13 protein-coding genes are annotated in these 18,312 nt (G+C 41.0%); 4 read left to right on the top strand and 9 right to left on the bottom strand.

The annotated features are described in order from the left end of the window. Positions 1-21 precede the first annotated feature (21 nt). From AC1XUE_RS03600 to AC1XUE_RS03610, 3 genes are read right to left on the bottom strand one after another with little or no spacing between them, the layout of a single operon-like run. Entirely contained in the window at positions 22-810 is a 789-nt protein-coding gene (locus AC1XUE_RS03600; RefSeq protein ID WP_483354560.1) for an L-fucose dehydrogenase, read from the bottom strand. Positions 811-852: 42 nt separating this feature from the next. Further along, a complete protein-coding gene (gene fucP, locus AC1XUE_RS03605; protein WP_483354561.1) occupies positions 853-2,109 on the bottom strand; it encodes an L-fucose:H+ symporter permease in 1,257 nt (418 codons plus the stop codon). A 30-nt stretch (positions 2,110-2,139) separates the two neighbouring features. Further along, positions 2,140-2,481 carry an L-rhamnose mutarotase gene (locus AC1XUE_RS03610; protein ID WP_483354562.1) on the bottom strand — a complete coding sequence of 114 codons (342 nt, stop codon included), beginning with the start codon at positions 2,479-2,481 and terminating at the stop codon, positions 2,140-2,142. Between the two features lie 173 nt (positions 2,482-2,654). Between AC1XUE_RS03610 and AC1XUE_RS03615 the strand changes: the two genes are divergently transcribed. Further along, entirely contained in the window at positions 2,655-3,530 is an 876-nt protein-coding gene (locus tag AC1XUE_RS03615) for a helix-turn-helix domain-containing protein (RefSeq protein ID WP_483354563.1), read from the top strand. A gap of 34 nt (positions 3,531-3,564) precedes the next feature. Here AC1XUE_RS03615 and AC1XUE_RS03620 read toward each other — a convergent pair whose 3' ends face one another. The 4 genes from AC1XUE_RS03620 to AC1XUE_RS03635 all read right to left on the bottom strand — a co-directional run bounded on the left by AC1XUE_RS03620 (position 3,565) and on the right by AC1XUE_RS03635 (position 7,865). After that, on the bottom strand, positions 3,565-4,743 hold the full coding sequence (locus tag AC1XUE_RS03620; RefSeq protein ID WP_483354564.1) for an ABC transporter permease: 1,179 nt from the start codon (positions 4,741-4,743) through the stop codon (positions 3,565-3,567). A 24-nt stretch (positions 4,744-4,767) separates the two neighbouring features. After that, a complete protein-coding gene (locus AC1XUE_RS03625; protein WP_483354565.1) occupies positions 4,768-5,727 on the bottom strand; it encodes an HlyD family secretion protein in 960 nt (319 codons plus the stop codon). Between the two features lie 25 nt (positions 5,728-5,752). Continuing rightward, positions 5,753-7,138 carry a TolC family protein gene (locus AC1XUE_RS03630; protein ID WP_483354566.1) on the bottom strand — a complete coding sequence of 462 codons (1,386 nt, stop codon included), beginning with the start codon at positions 7,136-7,138 and terminating at the stop codon, positions 5,753-5,755. 157 nt (positions 7,139-7,295) lie between these two features. Then, complete coding sequence (locus tag AC1XUE_RS03635) at positions 7,296-7,865, bottom strand: Crp/Fnr family transcriptional regulator (protein ID WP_483354567.1); 570 nt, start codon at positions 7,863-7,865, stop codon at positions 7,296-7,298. A 243-nt stretch (positions 7,866-8,108) separates the two neighbouring features. On the opposite strand from AC1XUE_RS03635, the gene AC1XUE_RS03640 reads away from it, so the two are divergent. Continuing rightward, on the top strand, positions 8,109-9,407 hold the full coding sequence (locus tag AC1XUE_RS03640) for a M20/M25/M40 family metallo-hydrolase (protein ID WP_483354568.1): 1,299 nt from the start codon (positions 8,109-8,111) through the stop codon (positions 9,405-9,407). A 68-nt stretch (positions 9,408-9,475) separates the two neighbouring features. Here the strand turns inward: AC1XUE_RS03640 and AC1XUE_RS03645 are convergent, their stop codons facing one another. Next, a complete protein-coding gene (locus tag AC1XUE_RS03645; RefSeq protein WP_483354569.1) occupies positions 9,476-12,742 on the bottom strand; it encodes a T9SS type A sorting domain-containing protein in 3,267 nt (1,088 codons plus the stop codon). A 683-nt stretch (positions 12,743-13,425) separates the two neighbouring features. Next, a complete protein-coding gene (locus AC1XUE_RS03650) occupies positions 13,426-16,692 on the bottom strand; it encodes a T9SS type A sorting domain-containing protein (protein ID WP_483354570.1) in 3,267 nt (1,088 codons plus the stop codon). A 586-nt stretch (positions 16,693-17,278) separates the two neighbouring features. On the opposite strand from AC1XUE_RS03650, the gene AC1XUE_RS03655 reads away from it, so the two are divergent. Beyond that, the gene (locus tag AC1XUE_RS03655) at positions 17,279-17,860 is read left to right on the top strand and encodes a Crp/Fnr family transcriptional regulator (RefSeq protein ID WP_483354571.1); all 582 of its coding nucleotides are present in this window, start codon (positions 17,279-17,281) and stop codon (positions 17,858-17,860) included. A 72-nt stretch (positions 17,861-17,932) separates the two neighbouring features. Then, positions 17,933-18,283 carry a DUF4260 domain-containing protein gene (locus AC1XUE_RS03660; RefSeq protein ID WP_483354572.1) on the top strand — a complete coding sequence of 117 codons (351 nt, stop codon included), beginning with the start codon at positions 17,933-17,935 and terminating at the stop codon, positions 18,281-18,283. Positions 18,284-18,312: the final 29 nt, after the last annotated feature.

Genomic DNA, 18,312 nt, shown 5'->3' on the forward strand with positions numbered 1-18,312 from the left:
TGAATTGCTGTATAGATTGATTTAAGAATTGGCCAAAGCTCTGTCAAGATGTACATATCCTCCATCGACATATATTAATTGCCCTGTCGTATGGCTTGAGCGCTCCGACAGAAGAAAAACGGTCATATTCGCGATTTCCTCAGCAGTAGTCATGCGGTTTTCCAGCGGTATATTGGCGGTAATACCTGCCAGCTTTTCTGTTGGATTCGGCAATGTTTCAATCCAGCGCTCATAAAGCGGCGTCCAACATTCAGCGACAATTACTGCGTTTACACGAATTCCATATTTTAATAGCTCAACAGCCCATTCGCGCGTCAATGCATTCCTTCCGCCATTTGCCGCTGCGTAAGCCGAAGTGCCTCCCTGGCCTGTCTCCGCAGTTTTGGAGCTGATGTTGACAATCGCTCCTTTGGAAGCTTTCAATGCAGGCAGCGCATGTTGGGCCATGAGATAATAGTGAACTACATTCTTGTGGAGAGAAGCTATAAAATCATCATAATTACCATTTTCCAGTCCGACACCGTCATTGACGCCTGCGTTATTGACCAATCCATCAATGCGGCCAAATGTTGCAAGTACAGCATCTACCGCTTTTTTGGATTCCTCTGGCCGGGTAAGTTCGGCAGCAACCTGAAAAGATTTAAAACCTTTGGATGCAAGTTGATCAACAACCTTTTGATTGTCTGCCGCATTTCTGCCGACGATTACCGGCACAGCCCCTTCTGCTGCCAGTACCTGCACAATACCTTCTCCGATTCCTTTTGCTCCACCTGTTACAATGATTACCTTATCTTTCAAATTCAGATTCATACGGATAAATTTAATGGTGTTAGATAAATTTACAGCAGTCAACTAGTGTGATGCTCCGAGCTTTATATTTTTAATAGAATTATTTTTTATTGCGAAATAGAAGACTACCAGGAAGCATACAGCAGGTACGATATAGGCAATCTGAATTGTGGACACATCAGAAACCTGCCCCATGATTACCGGAAATATAGCACCTCCCACAATCGCCATGATGACCAGTGAAGACCCCATTTTTGTTTTGGATCCAAGACCTCTGATGCTGAGAGCGAATATAGTAGGGAACATAATAGACATAAAGAACTGCACGCCTACCAAAGCATACACTGAAAGCATGCCGGTTGTGGTTACAGCTGCTGCCAATAGCACAACATTGATAAGACTATATATCGCCAATAGCTTGGGAGGGGCCACAAATCTCATCAGATAGGTACCAATAAAACGGCCGATCATAAAACTGAGAAATGCTCCTGACAACAAATACGCGGCTGTTTTCTCTTCAATCCCTGCTACATGATCCGCAAAACGTATAAAGAAACTACTGATACAAACCTGAGCGCCAACGTAGAAAAACTGTGCAATCACTCCGAGGATAAGGTTCTTCTCTCCCAGTACCGATGCTGACACTTCCGCGGACTCGTCAGCATCATCCTGTATTTCAGGAAGACTGGTTCTCCAGATCAGAATTGCAACAATGAGAACAACAATACCGATAACGATGAAGGGCATCTGTACGGAAGCAGCTTCCATATCCAAATAACTATTAAGCTCCGACGCAGACATGCTCTGCTGCTCCTGTTCTGACAGTGTTTTGCCTGAGAGTATAAATGTGCCACCCATTAGCGGAGCCAGGAATGCAGCCAAACCATTGAATGACTGCGCAAAATTAAGTCGCTGTGTTGCTGAATCCGGATCACCTAACACGGTGATATATGGATTTGCAGCGGTTTCCAGCATAGTAAGTCCGCTGGCAATGATAAATAGTGCGATCAGAAAAAAACCAAAATGGCGCATTTCTGCAGCAGGATAAAAAAGGAACGTGCCGAATGCGAATAGCAGCAACCCAAAAGTAATCCCGGCCTTATAACCGAATCGTTTCATGAAAAGCCCTGCCGGCAGTGCAATCAGAAAATAAGCTATATAGGATGCTGAGTCTATAAGAGCTGACTGAAAATCACTTAGCTGACAGGCTTTCTTTAAATGCGGAATGAGTATCGGATTCAAATTGAGGGCAAAGCCCCAAAGAAAAAACAAAGAAGTTATCAATATGACAGCCAGTCTTGTTTTACTACGATCAGCCATGGAATTTTGTTTAAATAATGAGGTAATGAATTATTTGGTAAGTTTGAAGATCTGGTCCATCAGCATCCATTTTTCACCGGGAGCAGCCCAGGGTAGTGGCTGCTGGAATTTCCAGACAAACTGTTCCCAATCCTGCACTTTTTCATTTTCCTGATCCATTTTTGATTTGTTCTCAAATGTGAAATCATCCTCAGTTTCCATAATCATAAAAAGACGGTTTCCAACGCGAAAAATCTCCATACTGGTTACTCCTGCATCCAGTATACTTTTAGAGATTTCAGGACGGGCATGCTCTGGCTTATGCCATTTTTCATATTCTTCTATCAGCTTAGGATCGTCTTTCAGATCGACAGCAAGGCAAAAACGTTTCATAATATCGGGTTAAGGTATAATTTGATCAAAGTAAGAGATGCATATCATCAATTTACCTGACAAATGTATAGTATAATTAATTGCAGTAATTGTACAAAATTATCCTACATTTGAACAAAACAGACTTTTTCAAAAATATAGGATGAATCAGAAATAATCCCAAGAGCTATATTATGCAGAATAATGACTTTAAGGGCAACTTTTCGCTTTTGAATGCCGATCATATCAGGTTGAACAAAAATTGGAATTACCACAATGTAATCAGCCCATTTTACAGGATTTACCTCATAGACGACGGAGCCGGGTCATTAGGAGACAGTAGTAACGATCTGATATTGGAAAGAGGATTTTTATATCTGGTTCCCAGCTTTACCATTTGCAACCATCACTGCAGCGACTTTTTGAGTCAATACTATATTCACGTACTCGAAGAGAGTTCAGACGGCAATTCGCTCTTTGCTGCGAATCGGAAAATTCATAAGATTGTCTCTACAGAACAGGATTTGACGCTATTTAAAAGAATTCTGACATTGAATCCCGGACGCGGCCTGGGCAAAGTTGACAATCCAAAGCTATACGATAAACAGCCCACGCTGGCAGGATTTCGCCAGAGAAATAACCTTATACCATTCGCAGATTACATGGAAACACAAGGGTTGATTCTGCAACTGATGTCGAGGTTCTTAAACAGGAATAGTTTTCGTGATAACAAAGATTCTAAAATCCCCTCTAAGGTACTTGAAGCTATTCATTTCATGCAGACTAACCTGCAGGCAAATATTACAGTTGAGCATCTGGCAGAACGAGCCAGTCAGCATCCGAATTATTTTTCGAGAATCTTTCAACGCTACACTTCTGAAAGACCGCTTACTTATCTGCAAAAAAAGAGAGTGGAGAGAGCGCAGTTTTTAATTGCTACCACATCTCTTCCACTCTCTGAAATTGCTTCTGAAACCGGTTTTGAAAGTCTATCCTATTTTTCCCGCATTTTTAAAAACGTTACCGGACTTAGTCCTACTCATTATAAAATCAATAATCATATCGTTTAGCCGGCCCTCGGCTTAAACCCTTACCCCAACCCCCTTACCCCTTGACAACAACCACTTCTGTCGCCGCTCTATCCCATACCTTGATCTTATATTGCAATGCTATTACAGCTAACGTGCCATAGGCTGCGATCTGAATTCCGAGGTGTTTGATAAATGGCAGCACATTTTGCAAGCTACCTTGTTCTATCAGTAAAATTTTGTGTGCGTTTAAAAACGGAGTTAGCGGAATCAGATTGGCGATGAACTGAACGCCTTCCGGCATGGAGGACAATGGCCAGCTAAAACCACCTATCAGAAAAGCCGGTGTGGAAAACATCATTAGCACCTGCGTTGCTTTCAGCGCATCAGGAATGACAATACTGAACAGTATCCCTATACATGTCACCGCGAGTACAAACATGGATGTTGTAATCACAAAAGGCTGCAGCGATGACGGCATAGGTGCATGAAAAACACCATGCATCAAATAGTAGAATCCCAGCACTCCTATTGTAAGCAACCAAATCGGCAATGCTTTCACAAAAATAGCCAGTGCAGCATTGTGTGTGTAACCCATCACTTCGGTTTGAAAAGTATGGTTCTGCAATTCAGACGCAAAACTTACAGCAAATGCCAGTAACAATACCTGTTGCAAGACCACTGCCAGTACAGCCGGCCACATAAAGGTGAAGTAGTTTCCGGTAGGATTAAAAAGTCTGATGTAATTCGACTTAAAAGGCTCGTACTGAGTTGCAGCTTGGGGAACTCCTTTTTTCATTAATCCCTGAATTTCAATTCCTGCGCTGAAAGTGCCCAGCACCGATTGAATACCCTGTGATGCCATATTAGCGGTAAGCAGGTTCGCTGTATTGATGAAGGTGTTTACTTCCGGGTAGCGCTTTTGCAATACATCTGCTTCGAAGCGTTCAGGAATAGTGATGACAAGTACAGCCTGTGAATTCAATACATCTTCCTGCGTACCTGTATTTTCTTTTTTGATCTGCCGGATATGCAGCCTTTCACTATCTTCAATCATATCTATCAGTTTGTTGCTCAACGGGGAATTATCCTGATCAACAACAATCACCGGTAGGTCTGTCACCTTCCCCTCCTTGTATACAAATCCGATCAGGACGGCATATATAATGGGCGCAAAAATCATGACGGAAAGCAATGTACGGTTGGCAAAAAACAACCTGAACTCCCTTTGCACTAATTCTTTGATAGTTTTCATACTATAAGTCATCAAGATGTTAGATTACAAAATCACTGTTGCATTGGCCAGCAGCTGCTCCGCCTGATGCACGTCTTGAGGCTCGACTTTCAACTCATAAACAGCGTCTTCGATTTGATAGTCCGGATACGCACTTGTAACATCTGCATAGCGGTTGAGCTGTTTGATATTCTGAATAGTAGCTTTCAGCTCACCTTTTGTGTAAGGAATATGCACTGTCAGTTCCTCTCCTTTTTTGTATGCTGCAATTCGGCTTTCAGGAACGGTGAATCGGAAATAAGTGGTACCAGGTAAATAACCACTGAAAACAGGATATCCGGCTGTTGCTAACTCTCCCTGGCGCAGTGTGATGGTTTCGATCTGCATGGCATTAGAAGCGATAATATATCGTTCTGAATAAGCCACTTCTACCTCCTGTAATATGCCCAGAGCCTGATCCGCTTGTCCTTGTGATGCGGTTTGTGTTTCCATTCTCACACCTCTGAGCGCTTCTGCCACTTCGGCATCCACTGCGTCCAACTGAGCACGTGCTCCCTGAAACTTCGCCACCATTTCATCATAAGCCTGTGGCGTCAGCATGCTGTCGGCAAACATTGCTTTAGCTCTTGAAAATGACTTTTCAGCAAAATGGTATTGCTCTTTAATACCTGCCTGCTTTGCCCGTAACTGTTTGATTTGATAATCTGTAGCTCCGTTGCGAGCGAGTGAGCGCTGCGCTCCGGTTGCTTTTACAGCGCCCTTAGCCTGAGCCAGTTTGGCATTCACCTCAGGCACATCCAGCATAGCCAGCGTATCACCTTTTTGAACCAGATCACCTTCCTGCACATCAATTCTCAGTATGCGGCCTGTGACCTTTGGCGAAAAAGCCAATGTTTCCCTTTTAATTTTACCTTCCATAGGTTTCTGTGCTTTTTCTGAACAACCCTCGCCGGCAAGTAACAAACTCACTATAAGTGTATATGGCAAAATTGATTTCGTATTCATGTTTTCTAATTTTTCTGTTGATATTTTATTGTACAGCTTCTGTTGTCAAACTACCTGTCGCTTTCAATAGCTCAATACCTGCACGTCTCTGGTTAAATACCGCCTGCAGATAATCCATAGCAGCATTCTGGTAATCAGTCTCAGCGCCAATGAGATCCGACGTTTTGATTAAACCTGTCTTAAACTCTTTAGAAGCCTGCGTAAGTGCATCAAAAGCAACTTGTTTTTGTTTCTCTCTGGCAGTCATTTCTGCCATGGCCTGTCCCAGTTCCGTTTTTTGTCGGATCAGATTCAGCTCTAGTTTTTCGACCACCTCTTCTTTTTCCAGTCGCACTTTCTGTAATTCAATCCTGGATTGCTGCACTTCTCTTTTTCCTTTATTTCCATCGAACAAATCCCACTTAAATCCAACCCCCACATTAAAGTTGGGCAGCAGCTCGAGTTTGTTCGTTTTTAAGGCCATCGTATTTCCGGTCGGGAAGGGTTCTTTGGCTTTTAAATTAATATCATATAAGTTCAGATAACCTAGTGATGTAGATGCCGCTACTTTAGGCTTCCACCAACTCTTGGCGGCTTCAATTTTATATTGCTGAGCTAAAATACCGGCGTCGAATGCTGTCAGTTCAGCCCGACCTTGTATGGAAGCTTCAGGTTGGTTTTGATAAAAAGCGTTCAAATCATGGTCTATCAATTCAAGTCTTTCGGTTTCTATCCCTGTATACTTATGTAGCACATGAATAAGCAGGGTGCGCTTTCCCTCATATTGCTGACGTTTCGCCTCCAGCTGCGCTCTGCTCACATCCATTTTCTGGTGTTCAAATTTGGTAATCAGCCCGTACTCGAAAGCTTTGTCAGCAATACCCGCATTCACATCAAGTCTTTTACCACTTTCGGCCAACACGACTTTCACTTGTTTGAGTAATGCCAGCTGGTCATAAGCAGTACTAACATCGGCAATAATCTGCTGTTGGTCGGTCTCGAGTAAAACCGTCTGCGCTTTCTGTTTCTCATTCAAAGCTTTTTTAAGCGCAGGCACTTTTCCACCGGAGTATAGGATCATTTCAGCTTTGAGACCACCTGTAATCAGGTTGGCCCTATTCGTAAATGATTCATCCATGGCCGGCAAGGCAATACCCAGTTCAGGAACGGAATTCGCAGGTGCGTTCAGGTTTATCCCTGAAGCCAGAAAAGCATATTTACCAGACAAATCTACATGTGGCAGATATGTTTCTGATAGTTTACGTTGGTCTATATGCACAAGGTCGATGTCGAGTTGCTTCATAGCCAGACTATGGTCTTTCCGAAGTGCAGCAGAGATCAGCTCATCCAGGCCGGGCGCATTTTGCGCAAATGCGTTTGTAGTTCCGAGTATCGCTACAAAACCTAACCCCAATTTTAGTATCCTTTTCATAATGGTTCGATTTGCATTTTTTTATGATACAAATTTCCCCATACCTACCATGAGTTCTTTTGACATAGATCAAAAAACACCGGACAGGTGCAAAGGCAGCACATGCTGGAATAGAATCAAAAATTATGAAATTTAAGCAAAGCCAGCTGTTATTGTACTAAGACAACCGGCGCGCTCTTATCCGGCTGAGTGTTTCCTGTGTAATGCCCAGATAAGAGGCAACAGTTCCAAGCGGAGCCCTTTGTAATATAGAAGGCTGAGATTCTTCTAGTTTGATATAACGTTCTTCCGCGCTAAGGAACTGCAACGCAACAATTCTATCAGAAACTTTCAGCAAGAGCTGCCTTAGTACATGATTTTCAATCAATTGCACTTCCGGATACTTCTCTCTGAGTTTTGCCATTTCCTGGTAGCTCACAGCATACAGCTCACAGTCTTCAAGCAGTTCCAGATAATAACGACTCGCCGAATGACCGAAGAAGCTATCCGGAACAGTCACAAACTGCTGTTCTGTATAAAAACCGTAGGTAACATCCTTGCCCTGCTTATTGATGTAATACATACGCACCAACCCATTATGTATATAATACAGCTGATTGACAATCTGTCCTTGTTTGCAAAGATGGTGCTTACGCGGATGCTGCAGATGTTTGAAACCTGTAATAATGCCCTCTTCTGCATGGGCAGAGATGGTAGTGATCAGCTTGAAATAAGTCAGTAAATCCATAGTTCATAAGTTGGTTCTGTAATATGCCGATCTAAGGCGATATGTGCAAACAATACGAACCAGGTATCCGGAGCGATCAACCAAATAGTACCTATGCAATTACGCTAAATGCAGCTCAGTGTATTGCGAAAGCAAGTATTTACTGGAATCAAATTGCATTATTTGGATTTAATTCAATATTTCATTTGATTGAAGTCTGCACATATTTCATGCACTTTGAAATTACCTAACTGTTATTCCAAAATGAAAAAGACAATACTTATCGTTTGCTTTTGTGTAGCGTCCACCGCCGTTTTCTCACAGAAACCTAAATCTCAGCGGGTAGGTCTGAAAAAAGAATTCGTCGAAGAAATCGCCGCTTTGGGTTCTAAACCAAAGGTAAAGGCGGCCCTGCAAACCATCCTTGATCTGGAGCCCGAAACCCGGAAAGACCATATACTGCTCACCGAAATTCCGGCTCCTCCGTTTGCAGAAGGAGTACGAGGAAAACAATATGCCAAAATGCTCATGCAGATCGGTGTCGACTCACTGTGGACCGATCCGGTAGGGAATGTTATTGCGCTTCGTAAAGGCAAATCAGGAAACAAGAAAGTGGTCATTGATGCACATTTGGATACGGTATTTCCTGAAGGCACGGATGTGAAAGTGAGATTTGCAGGCGACACACTCAAAGCACCTGGCATTGGCGATGATACGCGCGGCCTGGCCATTGTACTCACGGTATTAAAAGCGCTGAATCAAAATAAAATCCGAACTGAAGCTGATGTATACGTAATCGGTACAGTAGGAGAAGAAGGCCTTGGCGATTTGCGTGGTGTAAAGCAACTTTACAGTAAAGATGGGCTGAAAATAGATTCTCATATCGCTGTAGATGGCGGAGGTGTAGGAAGGATAGTGAACGGAGGGGTGGGATCACTTCGTTACAAGGTGACATTTAAAGGGCCGGGAGGGCATTCCTATGGCGCATTCGGATTGGTGAATCCGCACAATGCACTGGCAAGAGCCATTCACTACTTTACAATAGACGCAGATAAATTCACTAAAACGGGTCAGAAAACGACTTATAACATTGGCGTAATCGGTGGCGGAACATCCGTGAATGCAATTCCTTTTGAATCGTGGATGGAAGTGGATATGCGTTCAGAAAGTCCTGAAAAATTAAAACAGATCAATCAGCTTTTGCAAACTGCCATCACACGTGGCCTAGCAGAAGAAAATGCAATCAAAAGAATGGGTGAAGACCTGACCGTAGATGTTAAAAATGTCGGAGACCGGCCTACTGGATTTCTGACTGAGACGGCACCCCTTGTACAAAGAGCTGCAGCAGTAGCCGACTATTTCGGGTCTGTGCCGATGCTGGGCATCAGCTCTACCAATGCCAATACTCCTCTGTCGCTGGGGATTCCATGCGTAACTATCGGCGGCGGCGGAGTGGGCGGTAATGCTCACGCGTTGGACGAGTGGTGGCTCAATGATAAAGGGCATCTTGCGATTCAAAATGCACTGTTGCTACTACTTTCCGAGGCTGGATTAGCTGAGTGAAAGCTGACTTATACATAAGAAAATGAGATCGCCCTGGTTGGTGATCTCATTTTCTTTGAAGGCCGATTCTATTTTGCAATCAGTATTCTGCCGGTAACAATTTGGCCGTTTTCCTGCTTCATTTTCACAATATATGCACCCGGATTTAATCCGGAAACATTTATACTATTAGATGTATACGGTGGTAAGATACGTTGAACAGTCAGCCCGGAAGCATTTATGATGTCCAGATTTACCAGTAATGACATATCCAGAGACTCAATAGTAAATTTCTCAATGACAGGATTTGGATAAAAACTGATGTTCAGTTCACCTGAGGATTCTATACTTTTAATAAGGCTATAGGTAAATGTATCGTCGTTGTCAATCATTTTAAGCCGGTAATAATCCATCTTGTGAGAAGAAGTTCCCGTGGCTTGTCCACCATGTTTAAAACTATAGTCGTATTTGCCTATATGATTGTTCAAAGCGTTTACTTTTCCAATTGTATTCCACTTAGTAGTGTTTGAGCTGTGTTGTATTTCGAAGCAGCAGCTGTTCTCTTCAACTGTAGTAGACCAAACCAGATTATTTGTTAGTCCTTCTTTGGTTACATTAAAACTTATAAGCCTTACTGGCAACGCAGTGACAGTTTCATATGCGCCCATATCTATGGTCACCTGAATTCTAACTGCTCCTGTCAAATCAACCAATAATGGATTAATTATATTTGTTCCCCGGTCCACCATAGATGTATTAACAAGACGTAGTCCAGCATCCGTGCCTCTACCTGTTCCGGACGCTCCAAGTATATTCGATACATTTACAAAACCAGGGTTGGTGTTGCCAAACAAGCTAGTACCTACCAGCGCAGGATTACTGTACGCTGCGACATTGCCAAGTTGCATAGAACTCGTGGTAATGATACTTGTTGCAGGCACCCAAAAATTAACATCACTAAAACGACTTACAGCCGGACTGGTGTTATTATAAAAAACACAGTTGGCCACATTAGATGCAGTATGCGAGAACAATGCTCCTGCGCTGATATTGCTTTGCTCATCACCATTATTGCTTGTGGAATTATTGTAAAAGGTACAGTTAACTATCGGTACAGGTGATGTACCTACCCCACCTGATGCACGCTGATAAAGTGCTCCTGCAAAAATTCCTGCCTGATTTCCAGCGAACACGCAGTTGTAATATTCTGTAACAAAAGAATCTAAAGAATGATAATTAGCTCCTGCATTTAAGGATGCAGTGTTATTTACAAATACTGAATTTCTGGTAGAAGCTCTTTTAGATCGCTGATGATAGATTGCTCCACCGTTGTCTGCCTCATTGCTTACAAACGTACTGTTAGTGATTGTGACATCTGCATAGTCAAAGTAAATCCCTCCTCCTATTCCTTCTATACCATTACTGACTACCTTGTTACCGGCGACCATAGTCTCAGCAATATCTATTACACCGTTTGTGATATGCATTGCACCACCACCTAAGGATGATAAATTATCATTAAAATTTACCCTATTAATGGTACAACTGAAATTGCTAGTATTATCGAACCCTGCTAAGCAAATAGCGCCACCTCTCTCGACCGCACGATTTCCCGTGAAAGAAAGATCCTGAAAATTAAATTGTGTGCCACCACCAGCCAGCATTCGAGCTGCAATGATGGCTCCTCCACCATACTCTGATCTGGAATCATTATTCTGAAAACTGGAATTCTGAATAGTAAAATTTGCAAGTGCTCCTATTCCTTCACCTAGATTGAGCGCTCCACCATGTCTTCCAGCCCAGTTATCATTAATTGTCAAGCCAGTCATTAAAAAATTCCATCCCCGACCAACTTCATCCGTGTAAAACACGCCGCCGCCGCCGGTCTGGGCTTCATTGGCTGTAAAATTTAAATTATTAAAGTTAAATCTGGCATCATTGCCAATTAATCCTACGTACATAACGCCACCATTACCTTTTGGATTTCCATTTGCCGGGTCGAAAATTTCATCAGTACCCGCTTTATTATTTTGGAAAATGCAGTTCGAATTTAAAAATGTGAAGTTACTACCAGAACCTCCATTAAATAACACTCCGCCGTCTTCTCCAGCTATATTACGGTTAGCTGTTAAGTTTGACCAATCAAATGTAACGTTATTTCCCACCGTTAATATTGTAAATACGCCTCCCGACCCACCAGTAGAAACATTGTCTGTGAATGTAGAATTATTTTGAACCCTAAAAACAGAACCGTTATTGAGCTCACCTGTATATAATATACTTCCACCAAGACCCGCTACATTTTCTGTGAATGTGGACTGGTCAACAACGAAGGATGAGTTCTCGCCTGTAAATCTATGCATATAAAATACTGCTCCATTATCAACTTCAGCCCTATTGTTTTCAAAAGTACTTGATCTAATTGTGACGTCATGGTATCCTCTCCCATAGTAAAATGCTCCCCCATTATTTCTGCATCTATTACGTGAGATATTACTCTGTGTAATGGTTATGGTATTTTTAGATACTCCGCCATCAAGTTGATTGGTTACATAGAATAATCCGCCATCCGAAAGGCTACTATTATCTACTATACTACAGCTATTAATTAAGACGCTACTTCCAAAGGTGGAAGTGAGCGGCGCGAAGCTTATTAAGCCACCTCCATAAGACGCCTCTGCTGATGTACCTGTTGCACTATTGTTATTTAAATCACAACCATCAAATTCTAGAGTAACACTCACACCTCTATTCTGAAAATAGGCTAATCCTCCCCTTGCTGCTGTATTATTTCGAAGTTTTGAATTCCGAAAGACAATAGGATTGGGAGTACTTGTATCATGCCTGATATAAAATATTCCGCCGTCAACACCAGCACCATTGTTATCAAAAACTGAATTTTCAACAGTTACTGTTACTGGCGAATTGGTATTCAAAATGGATCCATTACCTGTTGTACGTGCGTTAATCACCTTCACATTAGTAAATTTGAGACTGCCAAGTCGGTCATTCATATTGTAAACTGTCGCTGGGCTCCCATTTCCCATCAATGAGCTTGCTCCACTCAAAGATGCTCCATTGATGATAGCGGTTAGCGTATCCGATCCATAAAACTCAACGATACGATTAGGATGGCCTGAAGGAAACGTGAAACCGTTGGATGGTACGTTTACTGGTGAAGTTAAGACAATTCGCAGATCATTAGAGGCATTAGTCAATGCCAGATCAACAGTTGCATAATTCGGAGAAGATGATGTGCTTCCTGGGACGTATACAATTGTTTGCGAATAAGTATCATGAAATATAACCCAGCAGATTGCTATGAGATAAAGACTTTTTAGTAGTGAAGTTTTCATAATAATTCATTGAGTTGAGTGTAATAAAATAGCTTAATCTTCTATATAAAGCTTGCGACTAATTAGACAGTTGGCTTGGTTCAATATGGATGACAGTAGAAAGCGCACTTACCTATCAGCTGAAAAATCGGAGAATGTTACCACTATGAATCCCTACTATTTCGGCTTACAGATTCGAAACCAATGCGTCTATCAAATCATGATGGCAATTCGGTTTCAGACATTAATTACACTTGCAAGTGTACACATACTAACACATATATAAGTACTACTACTTTCGTATACCATTAAATACAACTATTTCAGTAAACATAATTCTACAAAATAATTGTGCCAATATAAATATTTTATCAACAATGATGATTATATACAGTTTACAATAAAATTTTTTCTATTTATTGTATGTAGTTAAGAATGGATTGAACGTAATGTGAGTATAAAGTTGCAGCGTATAATAAGCAAATGGATGAGAATGTCGAAGACGGCGATGTGTGAGATAACTACAAAATCAGGAAAAGCCAGACAACACATAGCTATGTCGTTTGACGAATTTCATGGTATATAGGCAGAAGCATATTTATAAAATGGATAGCTCACAGGCATGCATATTAAAAACAAGTAATCCGCTGTAACTGAGTGTTTACACTCGGATACAGCGGATTACTAGAATACCCTTCTGAAATCTATTTTGCAACCAATATTCGTCCCGTAATTATACGCCCATTACCCTGTTCAAGCTTGACGATATAAATGCCTGGGATTATAGCTTTGACATTTATGCTGTTATTTAGGTAGGGCGGCAAAGATCGAAGCACAGTTACCCCTGACATATTAATAAGTTCTACATTCACAACAGTGGACATATCTAAGGCTTTGAACACTAAACTCTCGGCTACAGGGTTGGGATAAAAACTCACATTTAACTCAGACGCTGTCTGAAAACTTCTGATAGCACTGTATGCAAAGGTGCCGTCGTTATCCAACATCTTTAAGCGGTAATATTCCACGCGATGAGATGAATTTCCCTGCAAGCCAACATCAGACTTAAAATTGTAATCATGTTGCCCGCCAGAAGTGTTCTGTGCGTTAACCATACCGATAGTGTTCCATACCTTTCCATCGAGACTGTGTTGTATTTCAAAGCAGCAGCTATTTGTCTCCACAGTCGTTGACCAAGCCAAATGGGTGATTTCATTCTCTCCTGATACTGTAAAGTTTACAAGCGTTACTGGTAATACAAATACCTTTTCATAGGCTCCCATATCTATTATCCCTTCAAATCTCCCGGCTCCTGATAAATCACTTACAGTAGAATTAACGTTATTGGTACCGTTATTGACCATGGATGGATGCGTAAGCCTCAGACCGGCATCTGTGCCTCTACCGGTTCCTGATGCACCAAGAACATTAGACGCATTCATAAATCCTGGGTTTGTATTTCCAAACAGATTTACCCCTACCAAAGCAGGATTATTGTATGCTGTTCCATTCGCCAGTTGCATCGAGCTCGTCGTAATAGTACTAGACGCAGGAACCCACATATTTAGGTCTTTGAAATTACTTACTGAGGGTCCGCTATTGTTATAAAATACACAATTGGCAACGTTTGATGCCGTATGCGAAAAAACAGCCCCGGCACTAATATTACTTTGTGAATTATTGTTGTTAGTTGTGAAATTGTTATAAAATGTACAATTGACTATAGGAACAGGCTGATTCCCTATGCCTCCTGCGGCGCGCTGATAAATCGCTCCTGCAAAAATTCCAGCCGTATTTCCTGCAAATAAACAATTGAAGTATTCTGTCGAATAGGAGTTCGCTGAATGATAAGTAGCTCCACCAATTCCTGAGATAGATGATTCATTGTTTACGAAAACCGTATTGCGGGTAGAGGCAAGTCTGGATCGCTGGTGCATTATTGCACCCCCATTATCTGCATAATTGTTTATAAAAGAACTGTTTGTAATAGTAGCCGATGTATAATCAAAATAAATGCCACCTCCCAAACCATCAGAAGCAGATGACTCAACCCGATTATTTTCAAACATACCCTCAGACATGTCAATCATCCCGTTGGTAAAATAGAGAGCACCACCACTCATTACTGCGATATTATCATAAAACTTTACCCTTTTCATTCTGCATTCAAAATAATTTGTATCGTCATAACCTGCAAGACAAATCGCCCCACCTCTTTGTTCTGCTCTATTATCTCTGAATTCCAGATCCTCAAAATTGAATTGAACACCTCCCCCAAGAAGCATTTTAGCGGCAATAATGGCTCCTCCTCCATATTGAGAGCGCGATTCGTTATTCTCAAAGACTGAAGTTTTGATAGTAAAGTTTGACAAGGCTCCAATTACCTCTCCCAGATTCAGAGCTCCGCCATGTTCGCCTGACCAGTTATTTTTTACCGTTAGTCTGGTCATATTGAATTTAAAAGAATTCGCAACTTCATCAGTATAGAATACTCCGCCACCGCCGGTCTGTGCTTCATTAGAAGTTAAAGCAAGGTTGTCAAATGTAAATGACGCATTTACACCTATCATACCCACGTACATAACTCCTCCATTTCCTTTAGGATAGCTGTTATTTGGTTCAAAGACCTCGTCAATACCTGCAAGGTTGCTCTGCAAAGTACCATTAGAGCTCAGAAATGTAAAATTAACACCAGACCCTCCATTGTATAATACACCCCCATCTTCTCCCGCAGCATTATTGTTCATGATAAAATCCGACCAATCGAAAGTGACCTGATCGCCAACCGAGGTGATGTTAAAAACGCCACCTGAACCGGTTGTGGCAACATTTCTATTGAAAACAGCGTGATTGCGTATACCAAAAGTAGAGCCGTTATGAAGTTCACCCGTGTAAAGAACACTTCCATGGAGATTTGCTTTGTTTCGCAAAAATGATGAACCATCAACTAAAAAAGACGAATTAGCGGCTGTGAATCTATGAATATAAAAAACACCCCCACTTCCTGTTTCAGAGATATTATCATCCAGATTGCTGTTCTGAACCAGAATATCATAGTTCCCCCTGCCTGTATAAAAGCCCCCTCCATTTACTCTGCTTTTATTTCCTGCTATCCGACTCCCCAAAATCTTAATTATATTTTTATCCGCATTGTCGACCTGATTCGCAATATAAAATAGACCACCATCAGATAAGCTACTATTATTAAACATCGTAGAACTATTGATTAAGATGTTGGAACCGTGCATCGAGTTCCCGGGAAATACACTAATTAAACCTCCCCCATAAGCATCATCGCCATACACACCATTTGCACTATTATTATTTATAACGCAATTGTTAAATTCAATATCCACCCTAACCCCTCTAATTTGAAAAAACCCAATTCCTCCTCTCGCAGCGGTATTATTTCTCAAATAGCAGTTATTAAAAATAATAGGATTTAATTTGTTTGTATCATGTCTGATGTAAAACATTCCACCATCCACGCCAGCACGATTGTTATCAAAAACAGAATTAATTGCCATGACGACCACCGGAGTATTCGTATTCAAAACCGAACCATTACCATTGGTATGAGCATTGATAATTTTTATGTTTGTAAATTTGATAGATCCTAATCTACTGTTCATATTATAAACTGAAGCTGGTCCTCCTGTTCCCATCATTGAACTAGCTCCATTCAGGCCAGAACCGTCAATAATGGCCGTAAGCGTATCTGAACCATAAAACTCAACCGTTCTGTCAGGATGGCCGGATGGAAATGTGAAACCATTTGCGGGAGTAGTAACTGGCGAAGTCAGAACAATTCTAAGATCATTCGAAGAATTAGTGAGAGCCAAATCCACCGTTGGATAATTTGGCAAAGTTGATGAATTGCCTGGCACATAAACAACTGTTTGTGAATACGAATAATTTACAAATAAAACAAACAGTGCAGCGAAAAGTAAAATGCGTAGTAAATCCCTCATATAAAGTGTGTGTGATTTTAGTGAAAATAAAAGATTATATTTGCAATATAGTAAAACTATTTAATCTCGATAATCAATGAAAATAATAGTATATAACTTAAAATAATTAATATAAATTAAATTTCAAAAAGAATAAAAATATATCAACACAAAAAATATTAATAATTTAAAAAAAATACTACAAATAAAAATTATACAGACAGATAAATATAGAGATACTTAATAGAAATAATAATAATTTATAGCTAGCAAATAGCAAAAATTCTATTCTATAAATCATTAACATATTGTTATTGTACATGGCTCCATAGTGACTTAAGTTTATGATTTTACGAACTGAATTCCAGGTGCCATGCGTGGATTAATGTATGGCATAAAACGGTGATTAACCCAAAACAGGCAAGCTTGAAAAAGGAAAAGAACTTTTGCTATAATTAAGAGTGTTGCTCTGTATAGGGGCAATCGTGGTGTAATAATATTAAAATGACGTGTACACCCTATCATCAGAAACTTTCGCGTAGCAAAAACTCCCAATCCATACAAAATCCGTGATTACCTGTATCTATTTGTCTGTATATTACACCTTATGACCAATCAATTTCGTACGTATTTAAGCCGTTTTGTTGATCTGAACGATCAGGAATGGCAAGCCTTTGCAGAGACCATGTCTGTAAGGTCAATTCCAAAAAAACACTACCTGATTACGCAGGGGCAGCAATCCAGGGAACTCTACTTTATGATCACTGGCTCATGCAGATTGTTCTACGACAACGATGGCGAAGAGAAAACTACCTACTTCTTCTTTGAGAATAACCTGGTTGGGGATTATATGGGGTGTATAACAAATACTGGCAGTACCATGTCCGTGCAAGCCTTGGAAGATTGTGAATTGATTTGTTTCAAATACGAATCATTAACAGAACTGTATGAGAAATACCCGATATATCAGGTTTTTGGACGCAAACTTGCTGAGTATCTGTTCATCGGCCTGGATATTCGTTTGGCTGAGCTTCTGACACTCACTCCGGAAGAACGTTATCTCAAATTTATTAACACCGCTATCAAGCGTAAAATCCTCGAACGGATTCCTCAGCAATACATAGCGTCGTATCTTGGCATTACTCCTGTGTCTCTGAGTCGCATCCGACGACGCATTATCACATCCTGATTTCTTATCTTTTGTTAACTATTTTACATCAGCTAGCCTCCGACCTTTGCAGCATCATTAATTATTTCAATCATGAAAACGCTGATAAAAGTTGAAGAAGTTGCTCAATTTGTGATCGCTATTATATTGTTCAACCAGTTACCATTTGTCTGGTGGGTTTTCCCCGCTTTGCTACTCCTGCCCGACCTCAGCATAATCGGATACACCTTTGGCAATAAAACAGGAGCACGTACCTATAATTTATTTCATCACAAGGCACTGGCAACTGCCATTGGTATCTCAGGCCATCTGCTTACCAATGATGGCCTGCTTCTTGCCGGTATTATCCTATACGCTCACTCAGCCATGGACAGAATGATGGGATATGGCCTGAAGTTAAATAATGGCTTTAAATTTACTCATCTGGGAGAAATTGGGAAATAAAAAAGTCCAGGCTTGTATGGTATACATCC

It is taken from the genome of Dyadobacter sp. HNCC25DJ187, from assembly GCF_056895255.1.